General features: G+C 65.2%; 13 protein-coding genes and 1 pseudogene. 7 read left to right on the top strand and 7 right to left on the bottom strand.

The genetic code is table 11. The features are described from left to right. Positions 1-13 precede the first annotated feature (13 nt). A complete protein-coding gene (locus PFX98_RS06890) occupies positions 14-1,144 on the top strand; it encodes a helix-turn-helix domain-containing protein (RefSeq protein ID WP_285234442.1) in 1,131 nt (376 codons plus the stop codon). Positions 1,145-1,153: 9 nt separating this feature from the next. Here the strand turns inward: PFX98_RS06890 and PFX98_RS06885 are convergent, their stop codons facing one another. Then, positions 1,154-1,387 (bottom strand): hypothetical protein, encoded by a 234-nt coding sequence (locus PFX98_RS06885; protein ID WP_285234441.1) that lies wholly within the window; start codon positions 1,385-1,387, stop codon positions 1,154-1,156. Then, the gene (locus PFX98_RS06880) at positions 1,384-4,485 is read right to left on the bottom strand and encodes a ligand-binding sensor domain-containing diguanylate cyclase (RefSeq protein ID WP_285234440.1); all 3,102 of its coding nucleotides are present in this window, start codon (positions 4,483-4,485) and stop codon (positions 1,384-1,386) included. Before PFX98_RS06880 ends, PFX98_RS06885 begins: the two co-directional genes overlap by 4 nt. A gap of 263 nt (positions 4,486-4,748) precedes the next feature. On the opposite strand from PFX98_RS06880, the gene PFX98_RS06875 reads away from it, so the two are divergent. After that, the gene (locus tag PFX98_RS06875; protein ID WP_285234439.1) at positions 4,749-5,723 is read left to right on the top strand and encodes a nuclease-related domain-containing protein; all 975 of its coding nucleotides are present in this window, start codon (positions 4,749-4,751) and stop codon (positions 5,721-5,723) included. Positions 5,724-5,999: 276 nt separating this feature from the next. After that, complete coding sequence (locus PFX98_RS06870) at positions 6,000-7,688, top strand: DUF262 domain-containing protein (protein ID WP_285234438.1); 1,689 nt, start codon at positions 6,000-6,002, stop codon at positions 7,686-7,688. A 281-nt stretch (positions 7,689-7,969) separates the two neighbouring features. On the opposite strand, the gene PFX98_RS06865 is transcribed toward PFX98_RS06870, so the two are convergent. From PFX98_RS06865 to dnaA, 5 genes and pseudogenes are all read right to left on the bottom strand, one after another. Then, positions 7,970-8,314 (bottom strand): HepT-like ribonuclease domain-containing protein, encoded by a 345-nt coding sequence (locus tag PFX98_RS06865; RefSeq protein WP_285234437.1) that lies wholly within the window; start codon positions 8,312-8,314, stop codon positions 7,970-7,972. Beyond that, positions 8,304-8,624 (bottom strand): nucleotidyltransferase family protein, encoded by a 321-nt coding sequence (locus PFX98_RS06860; protein ID WP_285234436.1) that lies wholly within the window; start codon positions 8,622-8,624, stop codon positions 8,304-8,306. The genes PFX98_RS06865 and PFX98_RS06860 overlap by 11 nt, the downstream gene beginning before the upstream one ends. A 38-nt stretch (positions 8,625-8,662) precedes the next feature. Then, positions 8,663-11,122, bottom strand: a pseudogene (gene gyrB / locus PFX98_RS06855) (DNA topoisomerase (ATP-hydrolyzing) subunit B); the annotation flags it as partial. 190 nt (positions 11,123-11,312) lie between these two features. Continuing rightward, positions 11,313-12,437 carry a DNA polymerase III subunit beta gene (gene dnaN, locus PFX98_RS06850; protein WP_285234434.1) on the bottom strand — a complete coding sequence of 375 codons (1,125 nt, stop codon included), beginning with the start codon at positions 12,435-12,437 and terminating at the stop codon, positions 11,313-11,315. Between the two features lie 141 nt (positions 12,438-12,578). Then, positions 12,579-14,078, bottom strand: coding sequence for a chromosomal replication initiator protein DnaA (gene dnaA / locus PFX98_RS06845; RefSeq protein ID WP_285234433.1), 1,500 nt, complete (start codon positions 14,076-14,078; stop codon positions 12,579-12,581). Between the two features lie 447 nt (positions 14,079-14,525). Between dnaA and rpmH the strand changes: the two genes are divergently transcribed. Genes rpmH through yidC form a run of 4 tightly spaced genes read left to right on the top strand, consistent with a single transcriptional unit; the run spans position 14,526 to position 17,217 of the window. Beyond that, the gene (gene rpmH, locus PFX98_RS06840; protein ID WP_047486751.1) at positions 14,526-14,660 is read left to right on the top strand and encodes a 50S ribosomal protein L34; all 135 of its coding nucleotides are present in this window, start codon (positions 14,526-14,528) and stop codon (positions 14,658-14,660) included. Between the two features lie 18 nt (positions 14,661-14,678). Further along, on the top strand, positions 14,679-15,185 hold the full coding sequence (locus tag PFX98_RS06835; RefSeq protein ID WP_342399175.1) for a ribonuclease P protein component: 507 nt from the start codon (positions 14,679-14,681) through the stop codon (positions 15,183-15,185). 11 nt (positions 15,186-15,196) lie between these two features. Next, a complete protein-coding gene (gene yidD / locus PFX98_RS06830) occupies positions 15,197-15,511 on the top strand; it encodes a membrane protein insertion efficiency factor YidD (protein ID WP_285234432.1) in 315 nt (104 codons plus the stop codon). Further along, positions 15,508-17,217: a membrane protein insertase YidC gene (gene yidC, locus PFX98_RS06825; RefSeq protein ID WP_285234431.1), complete on the top strand. Its 1,710-nt coding sequence runs from the start codon at positions 15,508-15,510 to the stop codon at positions 17,215-17,217. The genes yidD and yidC overlap by 4 nt, the downstream gene beginning before the upstream one ends. Positions 17,218-17,292 lie beyond the last annotated feature (75 nt).

Genomic DNA, 17,292 nt, shown 5'->3' with positions numbered 1-17,292 from the left:
CCTGCCTCCGATCATGACTCTCGACGCCGAAGCGCTGAAAGCCTGCCTGCTGTTCTCGTTCAGCCTCGGATGCTGGACGCTGCTGACCCTGCTGCTGAGCCGCCGTGGCGAGCGAGGCGCCCGGCTCGGCATGGCCGCCTTCGTGGCGCTGCTGTTGCTGCCGCCCATGCAGGCCTATCTGGCCTTGGCGCGGCCTGCCCAGCCCATGGCCTGGCTGCAGGCGCTGCGCTACCAGCTCACCTGGGCCTATGGCCCGCTGATGCTGCTGTGCCTGCGGCAGGCGCTGCTACTGCCGCTGCCCGCGCGCGGTCCCTTGCTGCTGCACGCCCTGCCGCTGCTGCTGGTCGGCGCCGGGGTGCTGCTGGGCGCCGACTGGGTGAGCGCCCCGACCATGGTTTGGTTGCTGCTGCTGCAGGTGCTGGCCTATGCGGCGGCGGGCCTGTGGCTGCTGCGCCGCCAGCGCGGCCGCCTGGCGCAGTTGGCGCAGGGGCATCGCAACAGCAGCTACTACTGGCTGCTCTATCTGGCCGGCGGCCTGTTCGCCGCCACCTGCTTCGATCTGCTGATGCATGCGCTGGCCAGGCAGGGCCGGCTGCCGCCTGAGGCGCTGCTGCTCGGGGCCGCGCTGCTGCTGGCGCTCTATGTCGACCTGATCGCGCTGTTCGCGGTCTACCAGCCCGAGGTCTTCATCTCCGAGTGGCGCAGCGAGCCGCCGCCGGCCGAGCCGGCGCTGCCCGCCGTTGAGCCGCCCACGGTCGCGCCGCTGCGGGTGGTGGAGCTCTCGCCCGAGGTGGCGCGCGAACTGGCCGAGCGCCTGCAGGTGCTGGCAGCGCAGCATCGGCCGCATCTGGACGAGGCGATGTCGCTGGCCAAGCTGGCCACCCTGCTGGACGTGAGCCCGCACCAGCTCTCCGAGCTGCTCAATCTGCACCTGGGCAGCAGCTTCTACGACTATCTGAACGGGCTGCGCTACCGTGAGGCACTGCAGCTGCTGGAGCAGCCGGACGGGGCGCACAGCCTGACCGTGGCCGACGTCGCCTACCGCGCCGGCTTCAACAACCGCAACAGCTTCTACAAGGTGTTCAAGGAAAGGAGCGGGCTCACGCCCGCCGAGTACCGCAAGCGCTGGGCGCGGCAGGCCTGAGTGTGGCCCTCAGGCCGCCAGCCGCGTGCGGATGCGCGCGATGGTGGCCTCCACCGGGTCGTCGCGCGAGACCTCCAGCCCCAGCTCGCGCGCGATCTGGTTGACCTTGGCGGGGTGCAGGGGGATGCCGCCGGCATCGATGGCGGCGATCAGGGCGCGGGCGTTCTGTTCCGGCCCGGGCGGCGGGGTCGGTGCCGCGGGCGTGCGCGCGGCCAGCAGCTGGCGCAGCTTGCTCGGTTTCATGACGAGCCGCTCAGGCGCACCGTCAGGCCCTGCGCCCGCTGCCAGCCGGCCAGATCGCGCGGCGCCGCGGCGGGCGCCAGGCCGTCGGCGCGCACCGCCCCGACATAGCCGTCGCGCCCCTGCGCCTTGGCGGCATAGAGCGCCGAATCGGCCAGGCTCAGACTGGCCTGCCAATCCCAGGCGCGCGGCCGCTGCGGATCCAGCGGGAAGGCGGTGAAGCCGATCGAGACGCTCACCTGCATCGCTAGGCCATGGCCGATCTCGAAGGGCCGCTCGCGCACCGCGGCGCAGGCGCGCGCGGCCAGCTCGGCGGCATCGTTGCGGCTGGTCTCGCGCACCAGCACCAGCACCTCCTCGCCGCCCCAGCGCACCAGCGAGTCGGTCTCGCGGAACACGCGGCGCAGGCGCTCGGCCAGCTGCACCAGCACGGCGTCGCCGGCGGCATGGCCGTGCTGATCGTTGATGCGCTTGAAATGGTCCATGTCCAGCAGCATCAGGACGAGATCGCTGTCGGGGCCCGGCGTGATGCTTCGGCCGGACTCGCCGCTTTCGAAGCGGCGCAGGCACAGGCGCAGATCGTCCTGCAGGCGCATCTCGAGGTAGCGGCGGTTGCGCAGGCCGGTGAGGGCATCGGTGAGGCTGGCCTCGCGCAGCTCGGCGGTGCGCGCGTCCACCAGGGCCTGCAGCGCGGCCTCGCGCTGGCGCAGCACGCGGGTGCGCCAGCGCACTACGCCCCACATCGCCAGCAGGGCCAGGGCCACACCGCCCAGCTGGGCCCAGAGCGTCTGCCACCAGGCGGGCAGCAGCTCGACGGGTAGCTCAAGCATTGAGCCGCCCCAGGCCGCGGCATGCGCCGAGGCGCGCACCTGCAGGGTGTAGCGGCCGGGCTTGAGCGGGCCGAAGCTGGGGCTGCGCGCGCTCGCGTCGGCGTTGGTCCAGTCGTTCTCCAGGCCTTGCAGGCGGTATTGGTAGCGCAGCCGCGCCGGGTCGGCATAGTCCAGGCCGGCGAACTCGACCGCGAAGGTGCGCGTGCCGGCGGGCAGCAGCAGGCCCTGCTGCCAACCCGGTGCGTGATAAGGCTGACCGTTCACCCGCAACGCGCTGATCACCAGCGGCGTGTCCTCGGCCGCCGGCGCATAGGCCTCGGGCTGGATGCGCAGGAGGCCGCGGCTGCCGCCGAACAGCAGGCCGCCGCCGGGCAGCTCGGTGCTGGCAAAGAACCAGAAGCTGCCGAAGGCCGCGCCCTCGGCGGGGCCGAAGCTGTCGAGCCGGTCGGCCTTGGGGTCGTAGACATAGAGCTGGCTCCAGATGCGGCCCTCGCCGTCTTCATGCAGATTGCCGCCGAACACGCCGTCGCTGCCATGGCGCTCGCCGATGCGCTCGAAGCGGGCGCGGCCCTGGGCGTCCCAACCGCGCAGGCGGTGCAGGCCGCTGATGGTGGTGTCCAGCCACAGCGTGCCGTCGCGCGCGCGCAGCAGGCCCATCACGATGGGGCTGGCCAGGGTTTCGCCGGGCGCCTGCGGCACCGCCTCGAGCCGGCCCGCGCGCTCGCGGAACAGGCCTTGCTGGCCGCCCAGCCAGAGCCCCTCGGGGGTATCGATCAGGGCATAGATGCCACCGTGCAGGGGCGCGCCGCCGGCGGGGTGCACGCGCTCCAGCGCCGTGGCCGCGGGGCCGGCGAGGCGGTACAGGCCTTCCTGCATGCCCAGCCAGACCTCGCCGCCAGCGCGCACCAGCAGGCGCTGGGCGCGCCCGCCGTCCAGCGGCCAGTCGCGCAGCAGCTGGCCCGCCGCGCTGCGGTGCTCCAGCCGGCCGGCGGCGGCCATCCAGAGGCTGCCATCGGGCGCCTCGGTGAGCGACTCCACCACCGTGCTGCGCTCGCGCGGCAGGCTGCCCAGCGTGGCCAGCTGATGGCCGGGGCGGCCGTCCAGGCGCGCCACGCGGCCGGCCTGGGTGGGCGCCAGCAGCTCGCCATTCTTCAGCGTCAGCAGCGCGCGCACATCGGCCTCGGCCAGCGGGCTAGCGGGGTCGGCATCCGGGCCGCGCACCGCCAGTGCCGGGTGCTGCTGATGGCGCTGCAGGCCCAGGCCATAACCGGTCACCCACATGGCGCCGCTGCTGTCGCGCAGCAGGCCGCTGATGTCGTTGCCGGCCAGGCTGGTGAGGCGGCGCGGGTCGTGGCGCAGCCGCGCCTCGATGGCGCCGCTTTGCGTATTGACCCACAGCAGGCCCAGCTTGGAGCCCACCCACAGCCGGCCGTCGGCGGCCTCGGCCAGGGCCTGGATCGGCGTGTTCAGCGCCTGCACCCAGCGCACCGCGCCACCCGGCGCCACCACGCCCAGATGGCCGTCCTGCGTGCCCAGCCAGATGCGGCCGTCGCGGCCCTCGGCCAGGGCCAGCACCGGCTTGCCCTCGTCCAGCCCCGGCAGCGGCAGTACCTCCCACAGGCCACCGGGGCGCAGGCGCGAGAGCCCGCGCCAATGGCCGGCCCAGACCGTGCCGTCGCGCCCCACCCGCAACGCCAGCACACGGCTCTCGGTCTCGCCCTGCCAGCGCAGCGGATGCGCCTCGAACTGCCTGCTGGCCGGGCTGTAGCGATAGAGGCCCTGGCCCACCGTACCCACCCACACGGCGCCCTCGCCATCCTCGGCCAGCGCGCGTATCGGCGTGTGCGGGCCCGCCAGCCCCGTGGCACTGCCATGCGCCTCGACGCGGCCCAACTCGGGGTCGTAGGCCATCAGGCCTAGGAACTCGGTGCCTATCCACATGCGCCCGCTCGCGCGCGCCGGCGCCAGCGCGCGCACCCAGCCCAGATTGCGCTGCGCCGGCGTCTGCCCTGCCTGCTCGATCGGGTGCAGGCGATAGCCGTCGTAGCGGGTGAGGCCCTTGTTGGTGGCCACCCAGATGAAGCCGGTGCTGTCCTGCGCCAGCGCGGGCGAGGTGTTCTGCGGCACCGGCACGCTGCGGAACTGCACCTCCAGCGTCGCCCCCCCGGTGCCCGCGTCATGGCTGCTGGCTGCGTGGGCGGCGGCTGAGAGGAGGATCAGCGGGAGCAGCAGGAGCAGACGGGAGGCCAGGCGGCGGAACGGGGACGGCATGGGGAAATCGTAACTGGGCGCAATGGAGCGCCGGCGTCGGCAGGGCGGCTGGCATGCGAAGAAATGGGCGATTTGTGCGCAGGGAGGCGGGAGCCGGCGCTAGCCGAACAAGGCGGCGGACGCGGGCCGTGCCGCGCCCTGGGGTAATCCCGGAGGAGGCAGGCCCGAACCAACGGGCATTGCGCGTTCCGTGACATGTCACCGTCAGGCCCTGTGGCGTCGGGGTGCAAAATGTGCAGCACTCAGGGAGTTAGGGAGCAGCCATGCTGATCAAGACGGCAGATGACAAGCAGCGTCGCCTCAAGCTGCTGGAGGAGTTGCAGGCGTCCCCGTTGCTGGACCGGCAACAGCGCCAGTGGCTGCAAGACGAGGCGATGCGCTGCCAGCGCGGCCAGCAAGGCGAGCGCGACGCGGCGCACTACATCGACCACTGGAAGAAGGACAGCGAGCAGCACGCCGTGCTGCACGACCTGCGTTTCGTGGTTGACGGCGAGACGGCGCAGATCGACCACATGGTCATCAATCGCGCGCTGCACTTCTACCTGTTCGAGACCAAGTGCTTCAGCGGTGATGTGCAGATCAACGAGCAGGGCGAATGGACGGTGAGCTATCCGCGCGGTGGCCGCTATGGCGTGCCTTCACCGCTGGAGCAGAGCCGCCGCCATGAGCGCATCCTCGACAAGCTGCTGACCAAGCTGGACATCACCGGCCGCGGTGGCCTGAAGCCCAGCTTTCATCACGTGGTGCTGTTGCACCCCAAGGCCACCATCGAGCGCCCGGACGAAAAGCGTTTCGACACCCGCGACGTCATCAAGGCCGACATGATCCAGCGCTGGCACGAGCAGTACATCGAGTCCGTGGGCGTGGTCGAGGTCTTCGGCAAGCTGCTGAACTGGCACGGCACTGACACCCTGCGCGAATGGGCCGAGAAGCTGGCCCGCCAGCATCGGCCGGTGAATCCGCTGGAATTGCCGGACTTCATCAAGCCGAGGGCGGCGATGGCAACGCCATCGGTGGGTGCGGCCAAGTCGGTAGCCTTGGCGCCTGCTGTTTCAGCCGGCCCTCCTGCCGCGGAGTCCAAGACGGAAGACGTGGCGAGCCATCCGCTATACCGCAAGCTCGTCTGCGCGACCTGCCAGGGCAAGATCAGCTACCCGGAAGGCAAGTTCTGCTGGAACCAGGAGAAGCGGTTTGGCGGCTTGCAGTATTGCAGGGAGCATCAGGCGGGAATTGGGTGATATTGCTCTGGGCAGATGCAATGCCACCAATTGCGGGATGGGACTCATGACGGATTGATGTGTCAGCTTTGCAGCGGCAGTGGTCGGTGGAACTCTTGTATTGAAGGCCCGCTTCAGGCCAGCAACTGACATGGACCAATGACTACTTTGGGGCCGTGAACTCAGTTCCCTTCTGCCTTCGTGTTGAAGGCTAAGTGCTGTTTAAGAAGCCAGGGCAATTTACACTGATGACGTGTCACTTCCGACACTTATCGGCTCATATGATCGAGCGCAAACATGAAAATTCAATGCATCGAGCGTGACATTCGCCAAATACTCGAATCGGGAACCTACATCATCCCTAGGTTCCAGCGACCGTTCTCTTGGGAGAAGGATCACATTGAAGAGTTTTGGCAGGACACCACTTCCGATGTAAAAAAGGACTATTTCATTGGCGCATTTGTGACCTACAACATCAACAATACCGCTTATGGCGTGGTTGATGGTCAACAGCGGCTAACGACGATCACCATTGCTCTGTGCGCTATTCGGGATAAATACAAAGAACTTGGTTTTGATGCTCCCGCAAAAGGTGTGCACCGATTGATTGTCACACGCGACCTTGACGACAAATCTCAGTTTGTTTTGAAGGCGGAAACCTCGTACCCATATTTTCAAAGTCAGATTCAGAGCTTGGATAAAGAGCGCGATGTCATTGAAATAGGCTCTGAAGAAGGGGCACTTCGCGATGCCTATGCGTTGCTCTCCAAATATGTAGCCGAAGGCGTTTTGGAAATTCAAGCACAGGGCGAAAATATCGCCAAAACCAAAGCGGCCGCCAAGAAATGGCTGGATCAAATTCGGGACAAGTTGCTTTCACTCAAAGTGATCTCAATTACGCTGGATAACCAAGATGATGCATATCTGATTTTTGAGACGCTGAATACACGCGGCAAAGACCTCACGGCATCCGATCTTGCCAAGAATCATATTCTTCGATTGCTCCCAGCCAAGGGAAAAGACTTGGATCGTGCAAAAGATCACTGGCGAGACATTCAGAAGAATCTGGAAGAAAGCAAAAAGGTCATCGAAACCACCACTTTTTTGCATCACCACTGGCTTTCTAAGTATCCATTTACTACTGAGAAGCTCTTGTTCAAGGCGATCAAGGAACAAGTCAACAAGACCAACGTCAAAGACGTGATTGAAGAGCTCAAAATCGACAGCATTTTGTATCGCGGCATCAGCGAGCCTGGGAGTTTGAATCTGTGGACTAAGGGCAACAAGGATGTACAAGACTCGTTGCTGTGTATCTCTGATGTGCTCAACATCACCATTGCCAATCCTCTGCTGCTTACCGTGCTCAGGCAATTTAACGCCAAAAATCTCAAAGACGGCCAAGTGCGTGAGATTTTTGGACTCGTTGAAAAGTATCATTACCTCTACACCACCATTAGTGCGCTGCCATCTTCAGGCGGTGTTACTCAGATGTACGCCGTGCATGCCCGTGAAATTGCCAACGCTGCGACGCCAAACGAGATGGGTATTTGCATCAACAATTTCAAAGCCAAGATTAAAAGCAAGGTTCCTCCGCGAGACACATTTATCACAAAGTTTAAGCTTCTGAGCTATACCAATACGCGCCAACGTGATGTGATCCGCTACACGCTTTGGAAAATTTACAAGAGCATGTTTCCTGCCGTGGACGTTGACCGGGGTTCACTATCCATCGAACATTTAGCGGCTCAAGCCGCTGGTGGCGCCTCCGTTCACTCCATTGGTAACTTGCTTGCGGTTCCTACTAAATACAACGGAGATGTATTGGGCGAAAAATCGTTTGCTCAAAAGCGGCAACTTCTTACAGATCATGGCTACGCATTGGAGGCTTTCATAAAAAATTCCAAAATTTGGACTGCTGCCGAGATAGAGCAACGTTCCAGTGATTTGGCGGCCTATGCATATGACACCGCATGGGTGATTAAATAGCGTATGCCCTAAATGGAGCGACGGCTTTCGGACATTGAATCTGAACAAGTCAACTTCAGCTTACGGTCGGCAGCCGACCTCCATCGGGTCCAAGTCCATCGACTGCATTCAGCCTGAAGCAGTACACCGCTCCGGGGCAAACGCACGCACCTATCCGGCCGATTCATCGCCACCCAGCGCAACTGAAAAGTAGTTATGCCCGGACCAGCCGGGCATTTTTCGCTTGCATTTCCAGAACCTGCCAGGGCCATCCGTCCCGGCGCTGCGGCAATGGGCCGCACTCAACCCACGGAGTTCAGCAGCATCCTCAGCCGCTCGCACAGCGGGGTCAGGTGTTGCTCCACCACACCCCACACCAGCTTGTCGTTCGCCGTCGCGTAGGCGTGCACCAGCACATTGCGCAGGGCCACGGCTTGGGGCAGGTCCGGGATCGTGGCTGCAGTGGCGGGGTCACCCTTGCGCAACTGGCCCAGGGCCTCGCCGACGATCTCCAGCTGCCGCTCCACGGCGGAGCGCAGCATTTCGTCCTGCAGGTAGTCGGCAAAGGTCTTGCCCTGCACGAAGCGGCCCGCGCGCTCGGCGGCCTGCAGGGCATCCCAGAGGTATTTGGCCGAGTCAGGCGCCATACAGCGGCACTTGCTCGGTCTCGATGCGGCGGCGCAGGAAGGGGTTGCGCAGTGCGTCGGGGGTCAGCAGGTCGACCGGTCGGTTGAACAGCTGCTCCAGCCCTTGCTTGAGTGCAAAAAAGGCCTGGGAGTAGGCGGCCGGCTGCAGTGCGTCGTCGAAGTCGACCAGGAAGTCGAGGTCGCTGTCGGCGGGGCGGAAGTCAGCTCTTGTGGCCGAGCCAAACACATGCAGGCTGCGGGCATGGTGACGCTGGCACAGCGCGGCAAGCTGTGCCTGGCGATCGGTGATGAATGCCTGCGCGGTGCCCATGGCCGGTATTCAACCCGCTGCGAGGGCGGGCCGTCAACTCAGACGTCGATATTCGCCGCCCTCAGCGCGTTCGTCTCGATGAAGTCGCGGCGCGGCTCCACTTCGTCGCCCATCAGCATGGTGAACACGCGGTCGGCTTCGATGGCGTCGTCGATCTGCACGCGCAGCAGGCGGCGCACGTTCGGGTCCATGGTGGTTTCCCAGAGCTGCTCGGGGTTCATCTCGCCCAGACCCTTGTAGCGCTGGCGGCCCACCGAGTTTTCGGCTTGCTGCATCAGCCAGTCCATGGCGCCGCGGAAGTCGCTGACCTTGGATTCCTTGGCCTTCTCGCCCTCGCCCTTGCGGACCAGGGCGTTCTCGCCGATCAGGCCCTTGAAGGTGCTGCCGGCGCGCGCCAGCACTTCGTAGTCGGCACCGTGCACGAAGTCGGCATTGATGATGCTGGAGCGGGTGTTGCCGTGGTGCTTGCGGCTGATGCGCAGGAACAGCTTGTCGGTGCGGGCGTCGTACTCGCTGGTGACGATCGCGTCGTGCAGCGCGCCTTGCATGGCGGCCGCGGCGGCCTCGGCGGCTTCCTTGCTGTCGAGGTTGATGGCCAGGCCGCTGGCCAGCACGCGCAGGGCTTCGAAGTCCATCCAGTTGGACAGGCGGGTGATGACGTTCTCGGCCAGCACGTAGTTGCGCGCCAGCGCTTCCAGGGCCTCGCCGCTGAGCACCGCATCGCCGATGCCGGTGCGCAGATGCGCGTCCTGCAGCGCCACCTTGAGCAGGAAGCCGTCCAGCTCGTGCGCGTCCTTCAGGTATTGCTCGTGCTTGCCGACCTTGACCTTGTAGAGCGGCGGTTGCGCGATGTAGATGTGGCCGCGCTCCACCAGCTCGGGCATCTGGCGGTAGAAGAAGGTCAGCAGCAGGGTGCGGATGTGGGCGCCGTCCACGTCCGCGTCGGTCATGATGATGATGCGGTGGTAGCGCAGTTTGTCGGGATTGAAATCGTCGCCGCCAGCGCCGCGGCCGATGCCGGTGCCGAGTGCAGTGATGAGCGTGAGGATTTCATTCGAGGTGAGCAGCTTTTCGTAGCGCGCCTTCTCGACGTTCAGGATCTTGCCGCGCAGCGGCAGGATGGCCTGGAACTTCCGGTCGCGGCCCTGCTTGGCGGAGCCACCGGCGGAGTCGCCCTCCACGATGTAGATCTCGCACAGGGCGGGGTCTTTTTCCTGGCAGTCGGCCAGCTTGCCGGGCAGGCCCAGGCCGTCCAGCACGCCCTTGCGGCGCGTCATCTCGCGCGCCTTGCGCGCGGCCTCGCGGGCGCGCGCGGCGTCGAGGATCTTGCCGCAGACGATCTTGGCGTCGGTGGGGTTCTCGAGCAGCCAGTCGTTCAGCTTGTTGGCGACGATTTCTTCCACCGGGCCGCGCACCTCGCTGGAGACCAGCTTGTCCTTGGTCTGGCTGGAGAACTTGGGCTCGGGCACCTTCACCGAGACCACGCAGGCCAGGCCTTCGCGCATATCGTCGCCGGCCACTTCGACCTTGGCCTTCTTGGCCAGGTCGTTGTCGGTGATGTACTTGTTGAGCACACGCGTCATCGCGGCGCGCAGGCCGGTGAGGTGGGTGCCGCCGTCGCGCTGCGGGATGTTGTTGGTGAAGCAGAGCACGTTCTCGTTGAAGCCGTCGTTCCACTGCATGGAGACTTCGACGCCGATATTGGTGCCCTGATCCGACATCTTGTCGCCCTGGGCGTGGAAGATGTTGGGGTGCAGGGTGCTCTTGCCCTTGTTGATGAACTCGACGAAGCCGCGCACGCCGCCCGCATAGGCGAAGTTGTCTTCCTTGTTGTTGCGCTCGTCGACCAGGCGGATCTTCACGCCGTTGTTCAGGAACGAGAGCTCGCGCAGGCGCTTGGCCAGGATGTCGTAGTGGAAGTCGTTGTTCTGCTGGAAGATCTCGGTGTCCGGCAGGAAGTGCACCTCGGTGCCGCGCTTGTCGGTGTCGCCGATCACGCGCATCGGGCTGGTCTCGAAGCCGTCCACCACCTCGATCAGGCGGTCTTGCGGGATGCCTTGCTTGAACTCGATCTGGTGCACCTTGCCGTCGCGGCGCACCGTCAGGCGCAGCCACTTGGAGAGACCGTTCACGCAGCTCACGCCCACGCCGTGCAGGCCGCCCGAGACCTTGTAGGAGTTCTGGTTGAACTTGCCGCCGGCGTGCAGCTCGGTCAGCGCGATTTCGGCGGCCGAGCGCTTGGGCTCGTGCTTGTCGTCCATCTTCACGCCGGTGGGGATGCCGCGGCCGTTGTCGATCACGCTGATCGAGTTATCGGTGTGGATGGTGACGATGATGTCGTCGCAATGGCCGGCCAGCGATTCGTCGATCGAGTTGTCCACCACTTCGAACACCAGGTGGTGCAGGCCGGTGCCGTCGGAGGTGTCGCCGATGTACATGCCGGGGCGCTTGCGCACCGCTTCCAGGCCTTCGAGGATCTGGATCGAGTCCGCGCCGTAGACCGCGCCCGAGGATGCTTCCGCCGTGACGGCAGCCTGCTGCTTCTCGGTCAGGCCATCGGGGTTTTGTTCGTTGCTGGGCACATCACTCATCGGGGACTCTCTCTCACTCGCGGGCCCATGCATGCGGCCCTTTAAAAGCACTGAAGCGGGCCGGGGCCCGCTGTTCATGAATCGGTTCGAACCGGCGTCAAATCCTCATCGGCATGACGACGTACTTGAAGCCGGTCTGCTCGGGGATGGTGATCAGCGCGCTGGAGGCGCTGTCGTTCAGATCGATGCTGACCATGTCCTGGCTCATGTTCTGCAGCGCATCCATCAGGTAGGTGACGTTGAAGCCGGTCTCGATGAGGTCGCCGTTGTAGTCGATCTCGATCTCTTCCTTGGCCTCTTCCTGCTCGGCATTGCTGGAGGCAATCGAGAGCAGGCCGGGCTCGAAGCTCAGGCGCACAGCCTTGAACTTCTCGCTGGTCAGGATGGCGGCGCGCTGCAGGCTGGAGAGCAGGGTCTGGCGGCCCAGCGTGACGTTGAACTTGTGGTTCTTGGGGATCACGCGGTTGTAGTCGGGGAACTTGCCCTCCACCAGCTTGGTGACGAACTCCATGCCGCTGAACGAGAACTTGGCCTGGTTGCCGGCGAAGCGCATCTCGATCGGCTGGTCGTCGCTGCCATCCTTGCCGCCGTCCTTCAAGAGGCGCATCAGCTCCAGCACGGTCTTGCGCGGCAGGATCACTTCCTGCTTGGGGATGTCGGTTTCCAGCGTGGCCTGGGCCAGCGCCAGGCGGTGGCCGTCGGTGGCCACCAGGGTCAGGTTCTTGCCCTCGGCCACGAACAGGATGCCGTTCAGGTAGTAGCGGATGTCGTGCACCGCCATCGAGAAGTGCACCTGGTTGATCAGGTGCTTGAGGGTCTTCTGCGGCACGGCGAAGGCGGGGCCGAAGTCGGCCGCTTCCTGCACCAGCGGGAAATCGTCGGCCGGCAGGGTCTGCAGGGTGAAGCGGCTCTTGCCGCCCTGCAGCGTCATCTTGCTGCCGTTGGCGGTGAGGCTCACCGTCTGGTCGGCCGGCATCGAGCGCAGGATGTCGATCAGCTTGCGCGCACCCACCGTGGTGGAGAAGTTGCCGGCGTCGCCGTCGAACTCGACCGTGGTGCGCACCTGGATTTCCAGATCGCTGGTGGTGAGCTCGACCTGCGAGCCCTGCTTGCGTATCAGCACGTTCGCCAGGATGGGCAGGGTGTGGCGGCGTTCCACGATGCCGGACACGGCCTGCAGGGCGCCCAGTGCCTTGTCCTGGGTGGCTTTCAACACAATCATGTTTTCTACCTCTCTCCGCTTGTTCTGAGGGGGTTGGCGCGCCCCGCCGGGCCCATACCAAATCCGGACGCGCGCGCGTGAGCAACGCGCATTGTCGCCCAGGAATGAGGTCTTACCCGGGGGTGTAAACCAGGGGTCGGATCAACCTTTGAGCGTCTGCTCCAGCACGTGCAGCTGCTGGTTCAGCTCGGTGTTCTTCTGGCGCTCGCCACCGATCTTGCGCACCGCGTGCAGCACGGTGGTGTGGTCGCGCCCGCCGAAGAGTTCGCCGATCTCGGGCAGGCTCTTCTGCGTCAGCTCCTTGGCCAGGTACATGGCAATCTGGCGCGGCCGGGCGATGCTGGCAGGGCGCTTCTTGCTGTACATGTCGGCGACCTTGATCTTGTAGAAGTCCGCCACCGTCTTCTGGATGTTCTCCACCGAGATCTGGCGGTTCTGGATCGAGAGCAGGTCCTTCAGGGCCTCGCGCGCCAGCTGGATGTTGATTTCCTTGTGCGAGAAGCGGCTGTAGGCCAGCACCTTGCGCAGCGCGCCTTCGAGCTCGCGCACATTGGCGCGCACGTTCTTGGCGATGAAGAAGGCCACGTCCTCGGGCATTGGCGCCTGTTCGGCCTCGGCCTTCTTGATCAGGATGGCCACGCGCATTTCCAGCTCGGGCGGCTCGATCGCCACAGTCAGGCCGGCGTCGAAGCGGCTGGTCAGGCGCTCGTCGATGTCCACCAGGCCCTTCGGGTAGGTGTCCGAGGTCATGATGATGTGGGCGCGCTTGGCCAGCAGGGCCTCGAAGGCGTTGAAGAACTCCTCCTGCGTGCGGTCCTTGCCGGCGAAGAACTGCACATCGTCGATCAGCAGCAGGTCTAGCGAGTGGTACTTGGCCTTGAGCTCGTCGAAGGTCTTGCGCTGGTAGTTCTTCACCACGTCGGAGATGAACTGCTCGGCGTGCAGGTAGAGCACGCGGGCGTCGGGCTTGTCCTTTAAGAGGGCATTGCCCACGGCATGGATCAAGTGCGTCTTGCCCAGGCCCACGCCGCCATAGATGAACAGTGGGTTGTACATCTGGCCGGGGGCACCGGCCACATGCAGGGCGGCGGTGCGAGCCATCTGGTTGGCGCGGCCGGGCACCAGGGTGTCGAAGGTGAGCGCCGGGTTGATGCGGTGGCGCGTGCTGCTGGGCGCCGGGCCCTGTGCGTTGGCGCCGCCCGGGATGATGATGGCGGGCCCTTGCGGCGATTGCATGCCCACGACGCTGGCCTGCTCGACGCTGGCCGTATGGGAAGGGCTGTTGACCGGCACCGGCCGCAGGCCGTTGTGCAGCACCTGGCCCACCGACGCCGCCTGGTTGGCGGGCGGCGCCATGCGGGCCAGCGCCTCGCGCGGCGCCAGTGCCAGTTCCAGGCGCGTGGGGCGGCCGGCCAGCTCGCTGAGGATGGATTCGATGCGGCCCGCGTACTGGTTGCGGATCCAGTCGAGCTTGAAACGGTTGGGCACGCGCAGGGAAACGACCAGCCCTTGCGCGCCCGAATCGGCCACCTCGGCCGGGGGCAGGGGGCGGATCCAGGTATTGAATTGTTGCTCGGGCAACTCGGCAGCCAGGCGTTCACAGCCTTGCTGCCACAGTGCCGTCAGGCCATCTGCGCTCATTGTGGAAAACTTGTTCTTGAGCGGCCGGATTGTACGTATTCGAGGCCGCCGAAGTAGAGGTTATCCACAGAAATTTCCGCGGGGTCAAGCCCCGGTAATCCCCAGGGCCCGCTGAGGCAAAGTTGACCGGGCGGGCATTCTTTGGTGTAATCGCGGGCTTTCCCGGACGCCGGACGTATTTGCATGGGCGCGTGACTTTTGAGTAGCAGAAGTCAAACCCCTTGCGGTAGGTCCACCGCGCCGATCGCCCAAGCGTGCAAGAGCTTGCCTGGGTGGGCGGCGCACGCGACAAGCGGCGCACCGGCGCGGCGCACATCAAGGATGTGCCTCATCAGCAAGCATGCCAACACGCATGTTGCGGGCGGGGCCACTGGGATGCAAACCGCATCCGATTGATTTGCCCACGGCTATATAGCGTCAACCGACGCGCCCACTGAGGTTCCCATCATGAAACGCACTTACCAAGCCTCCAAGACCCGCCGCGCCCGTACCCACGGCTTCCTCGTCCGCATGAAGACCCGCGGCGGCCGTGCTGTCATCAACGCTCGCCGCGCCAAGGGCCGCAAGCGCCTGGCCGTCTAAGGTTCAAGCAGCCGCATCGTGATCGGCCGCATCCTGCGATCGGCCGACTTTGAGCGCGTGCTCGGTTCCTCGAGCCGTGCGCGCAGCAGCCATTTCGCTGTGCATCACCTTGCGGCCGTGCCGAGCCTGCCTGGCAAGCGCTTATCCACAGCTGCAAGCCAGTTATCAACAGGCGATGCACCGATGATCCACATGCTTGTGGATGACGCGCCCCCCACGGCCCCGCCGGCCCCCGTTCAGGGCCGCTGGCTGGGCATGGTGGTGCCCAAGCGCCATGCGCGACGCTCCGTCACGCGCACCCTGCTGAAACGCCAGATCCGCGTCGCCTTTGCCGAGGGCGAGGCGGCGCAGCTCTTGCCGCCCGGCTTGTGGGTGGTGCGCCTGCGCATGCCCTTCGACCGCAAGCAGTACCCCAGCGCCTCATCCGACGCGCTGCGCGCCGCTGCGCGCGCCGAATTGCAGGGCCTGGTGGCCAAGCTGGTGCGTGCGCCGCGGCCCGCCAAGCCTGAGCCGGCCCAGCCCTGAGCCCGAACATCATGCGGAAGACGCCGACATTCGCGCAGCGCTTCATGATGGGGCTGGTGCGCGGCTATCAGCTGTTGTTCAGCCACTGGATACAGGCCGGCTGCCGCTACCAGCCCAGCTGTTCCGCCTATGCCATGCAGGCCCTGGCCCGGCATGGCGCCTGTGCCGGCAGCTATCTGGCGGCCGCCCGCATCCTGCGCTGCAACCCATTCTGTCTGGGCGGGCATGATCCGGTGCCTGACAATGCGCCCGGTCTGTTTACCCGGCTGGGCTGCGTGCAGCCCGCCCGCCCCTCTCCTTCCTCCAATCCTGAAGCTTCCCCATGACTGATATACGCCGCACCGTGCTGTGGGTGGTATTCACCATGTCACTCGTCCTGCTCTGGGACGGCTGGCAAAAGTACAACGGGCATCCTTCAATGTTCAGCCCCGCAGCGCCCAAGCCGGTGGCTGCCGCCGGTTCGGCCGCCGTGCCGGCGCCGGCCGGTGCTGCCCTGCCCGCCGCAGCAGCAGCTGCCGGCACCGTCGCCCCCCAGGCCGGCGCCGCCACGCAGGGCGAGCAGATCACCATCAGCACCGATGTGGTCAAGGTGACGCTGGACACGCTGGGTGCCGACGTCACGCGCGTGGAGCTGCTCAAGTACCTGAGCTTCCCCGAGCACCGCTGGTACGAGCCGCTGGCCGAGCTGGTGGGCATGCGCCCGAAGCAGAGCGTCGAGGGCACGCCCATCGTGCTGCTGGACGCCGCCCATGGCTACCGCGCCCAGTCGGGCCTGGTGGGCAGCAAGGGTGAGCAACTGCCCACGCACAACACGCTGATGCGCCTGGTGTCCGGCGAGCGCGCGCTGAAGGATGGCGCCAACGAGCTGGTGCTGCGCTTCGAATCGCCCGAGGTGGGCGGCGTGAAGCTGGCCAAGACCTACACCTTCAAGCGCGGCGACTACGTCGTCGGCGTCAAGCATGAGGTCGTCAACGTCGGCGCCGCCGCGCTGACGCCGCAGCTCTATGTGCAGCTGCAGCGCGACGGCCAGCCCGCACCGGGCGGCTCGGGCTTCTACTCCACCTTCACCGGCCCGGCCGTCTATACCGAGAAGAGCAAGTTCCACAAGATCGAGTTCAAGGATCTCGACAAGGACAAGTTCGAGATCGAGAAGACCGCCAACGACGGCTGGGTGGGCATGGTCCAGCATTACTTCGCGAGTGCCTGGCTGCGCAATGCCGAAGGCGCGCGCGAGTTCTATGCCCGCAAGCTCGGCAACGGTCTCTACTCGGTGGGCATGGTGTTCACCCTGCCGACCCTGGCGCCCGAGGCCAAGGCCAGCACCGAAGAGCAGCTCTTCGTCGGCCCGCAGGAAGAAAAGAAGCTCGCCGCCCTGGCCCCCGGCCTGGAGCTGGTGAAGGACTATGGCTGGTTCACCGTGCTGTCCAAGCCGCTGTTCTGGCTGCTGGATCAGTTGCACAAGGTGCTGGGCAACTGGGGCTGGTCCATCATCGCCCTGGTGGTGCTGCTGAAGATCGGCTTCTACTGGCTGAACGCCAGCGCCTACCGCAGCATGGCCAAGATGAAGGCCGTGAATCCCAAGATCACGGAAATGCGCGAGCGCCTGAAGGACAAGCCGCAGGAGATGCAGCAGGAGATGATGCGCATCTACCGCGAGGAGAAGGTCAACCCGATCGGCAGCTGCCTGCCCATCTTCTTGCAGATGCCCTTCTTCATCGCGCTCTACTGGGTGCTGCTGTCCAGCGTGGAAATGCGCGGCGCGCCCTGGCTGGGCTGGATCGGCGACCTGGCCGTGCCGGATCCCTTCTTCATCCTGCCGGTGCTGATGACGCTCTCCAGCCTGTTCCAGGTCTGGCTGAACCCGACGCCGCCGGACCCCACCCAGGCCAAGATGATGTGGATCATGCCGCTGGCCTTCAGCTTCATGTTCTTCGCCTTCCCGGCCGGCTTGGTGCTGTACTGGCTGGTGAACAACATCCTGTCGATCGCCCAGCAATGGGCCATCAACAAGCAGCTGGGTGTGACGAATTAAGCAGCACCCACCTGTTTGAAGGCACGAGCCCCCGCATCCGGGGGCTTTTTTTTGACCCGGCTCAAGCCTTTAATG

It is taken from the genome of Paucibacter sediminis, from assembly GCF_030254645.1.
Taxonomy (GTDB): Bacteria; Pseudomonadota; Gammaproteobacteria; order Burkholderiales; family Burkholderiaceae_C; genus Paucibacter_B; species Paucibacter_B sediminis.
This window is presented reverse-complemented; position numbering and strand designations above follow the sequence as displayed.

What these genes read in the sequence shown, in the direction of transcription:
- PFX98_RS06890 (WP_285234442.1), top strand. Translation starts at nt 14, where the DNA reads ATGACTCTCGACGCCGAAGCGCTGAAAGCCTGCCTGCTGTTCTCGTTC.
- PFX98_RS06885 (WP_285234441.1), bottom strand. Translation starts at nt 1,387, where the DNA reads ATGAAACCGAGCAAGCTGCGCCAGCTGCTGGCCGCGCGCACGCCCGCG.
- PFX98_RS06880 (WP_285234440.1), bottom strand. Translation starts at nt 4,485, where the DNA reads ATGCCGTCCCCGTTCCGCCGCCTGGCCTCCCGTCTGCTCCTGCTGCTC.
- PFX98_RS06875 (WP_285234439.1), top strand. Translation starts at nt 4,749, where the DNA reads ATGCTGATCAAGACGGCAGATGACAAGCAGCGTCGCCTCAAGCTGCTG.
- PFX98_RS06870 (WP_285234438.1), top strand. Translation starts at nt 6,000, where the DNA reads ATGAAAATTCAATGCATCGAGCGTGACATTCGCCAAATACTCGAATCG.
- PFX98_RS06865 (WP_285234437.1), bottom strand. Translation starts at nt 8,314, where the DNA reads ATGGCGCCTGACTCGGCCAAATACCTCTGGGATGCCCTGCAGGCCGCC.
- PFX98_RS06860 (WP_285234436.1), bottom strand. Translation starts at nt 8,624, where the DNA reads ATGGGCACCGCGCAGGCATTCATCACCGATCGCCAGGCACAGCTTGCC.
- dnaN (WP_285234434.1), bottom strand. Translation starts at nt 12,437, where the DNA reads ATGATTGTGTTGAAAGCCACCCAGGACAAGGCACTGGGCGCCCTGCAG.
- dnaA (WP_285234433.1), bottom strand. Translation starts at nt 14,078, where the DNA reads ATGAGCGCAGATGGCCTGACGGCACTGTGGCAGCAAGGCTGTGAACGC.
- rpmH (WP_047486751.1), top strand. Translation starts at nt 14,526, where the DNA reads ATGAAACGCACTTACCAAGCCTCCAAGACCCGCCGCGCCCGTACCCAC.
- yidD (WP_285234432.1), top strand. Translation starts at nt 15,197, where the DNA reads ATGCGGAAGACGCCGACATTCGCGCAGCGCTTCATGATGGGGCTGGTG.
- yidC (WP_285234431.1), top strand. Translation starts at nt 15,508, where the DNA reads ATGACTGATATACGCCGCACCGTGCTGTGGGTGGTATTCACCATGTCA.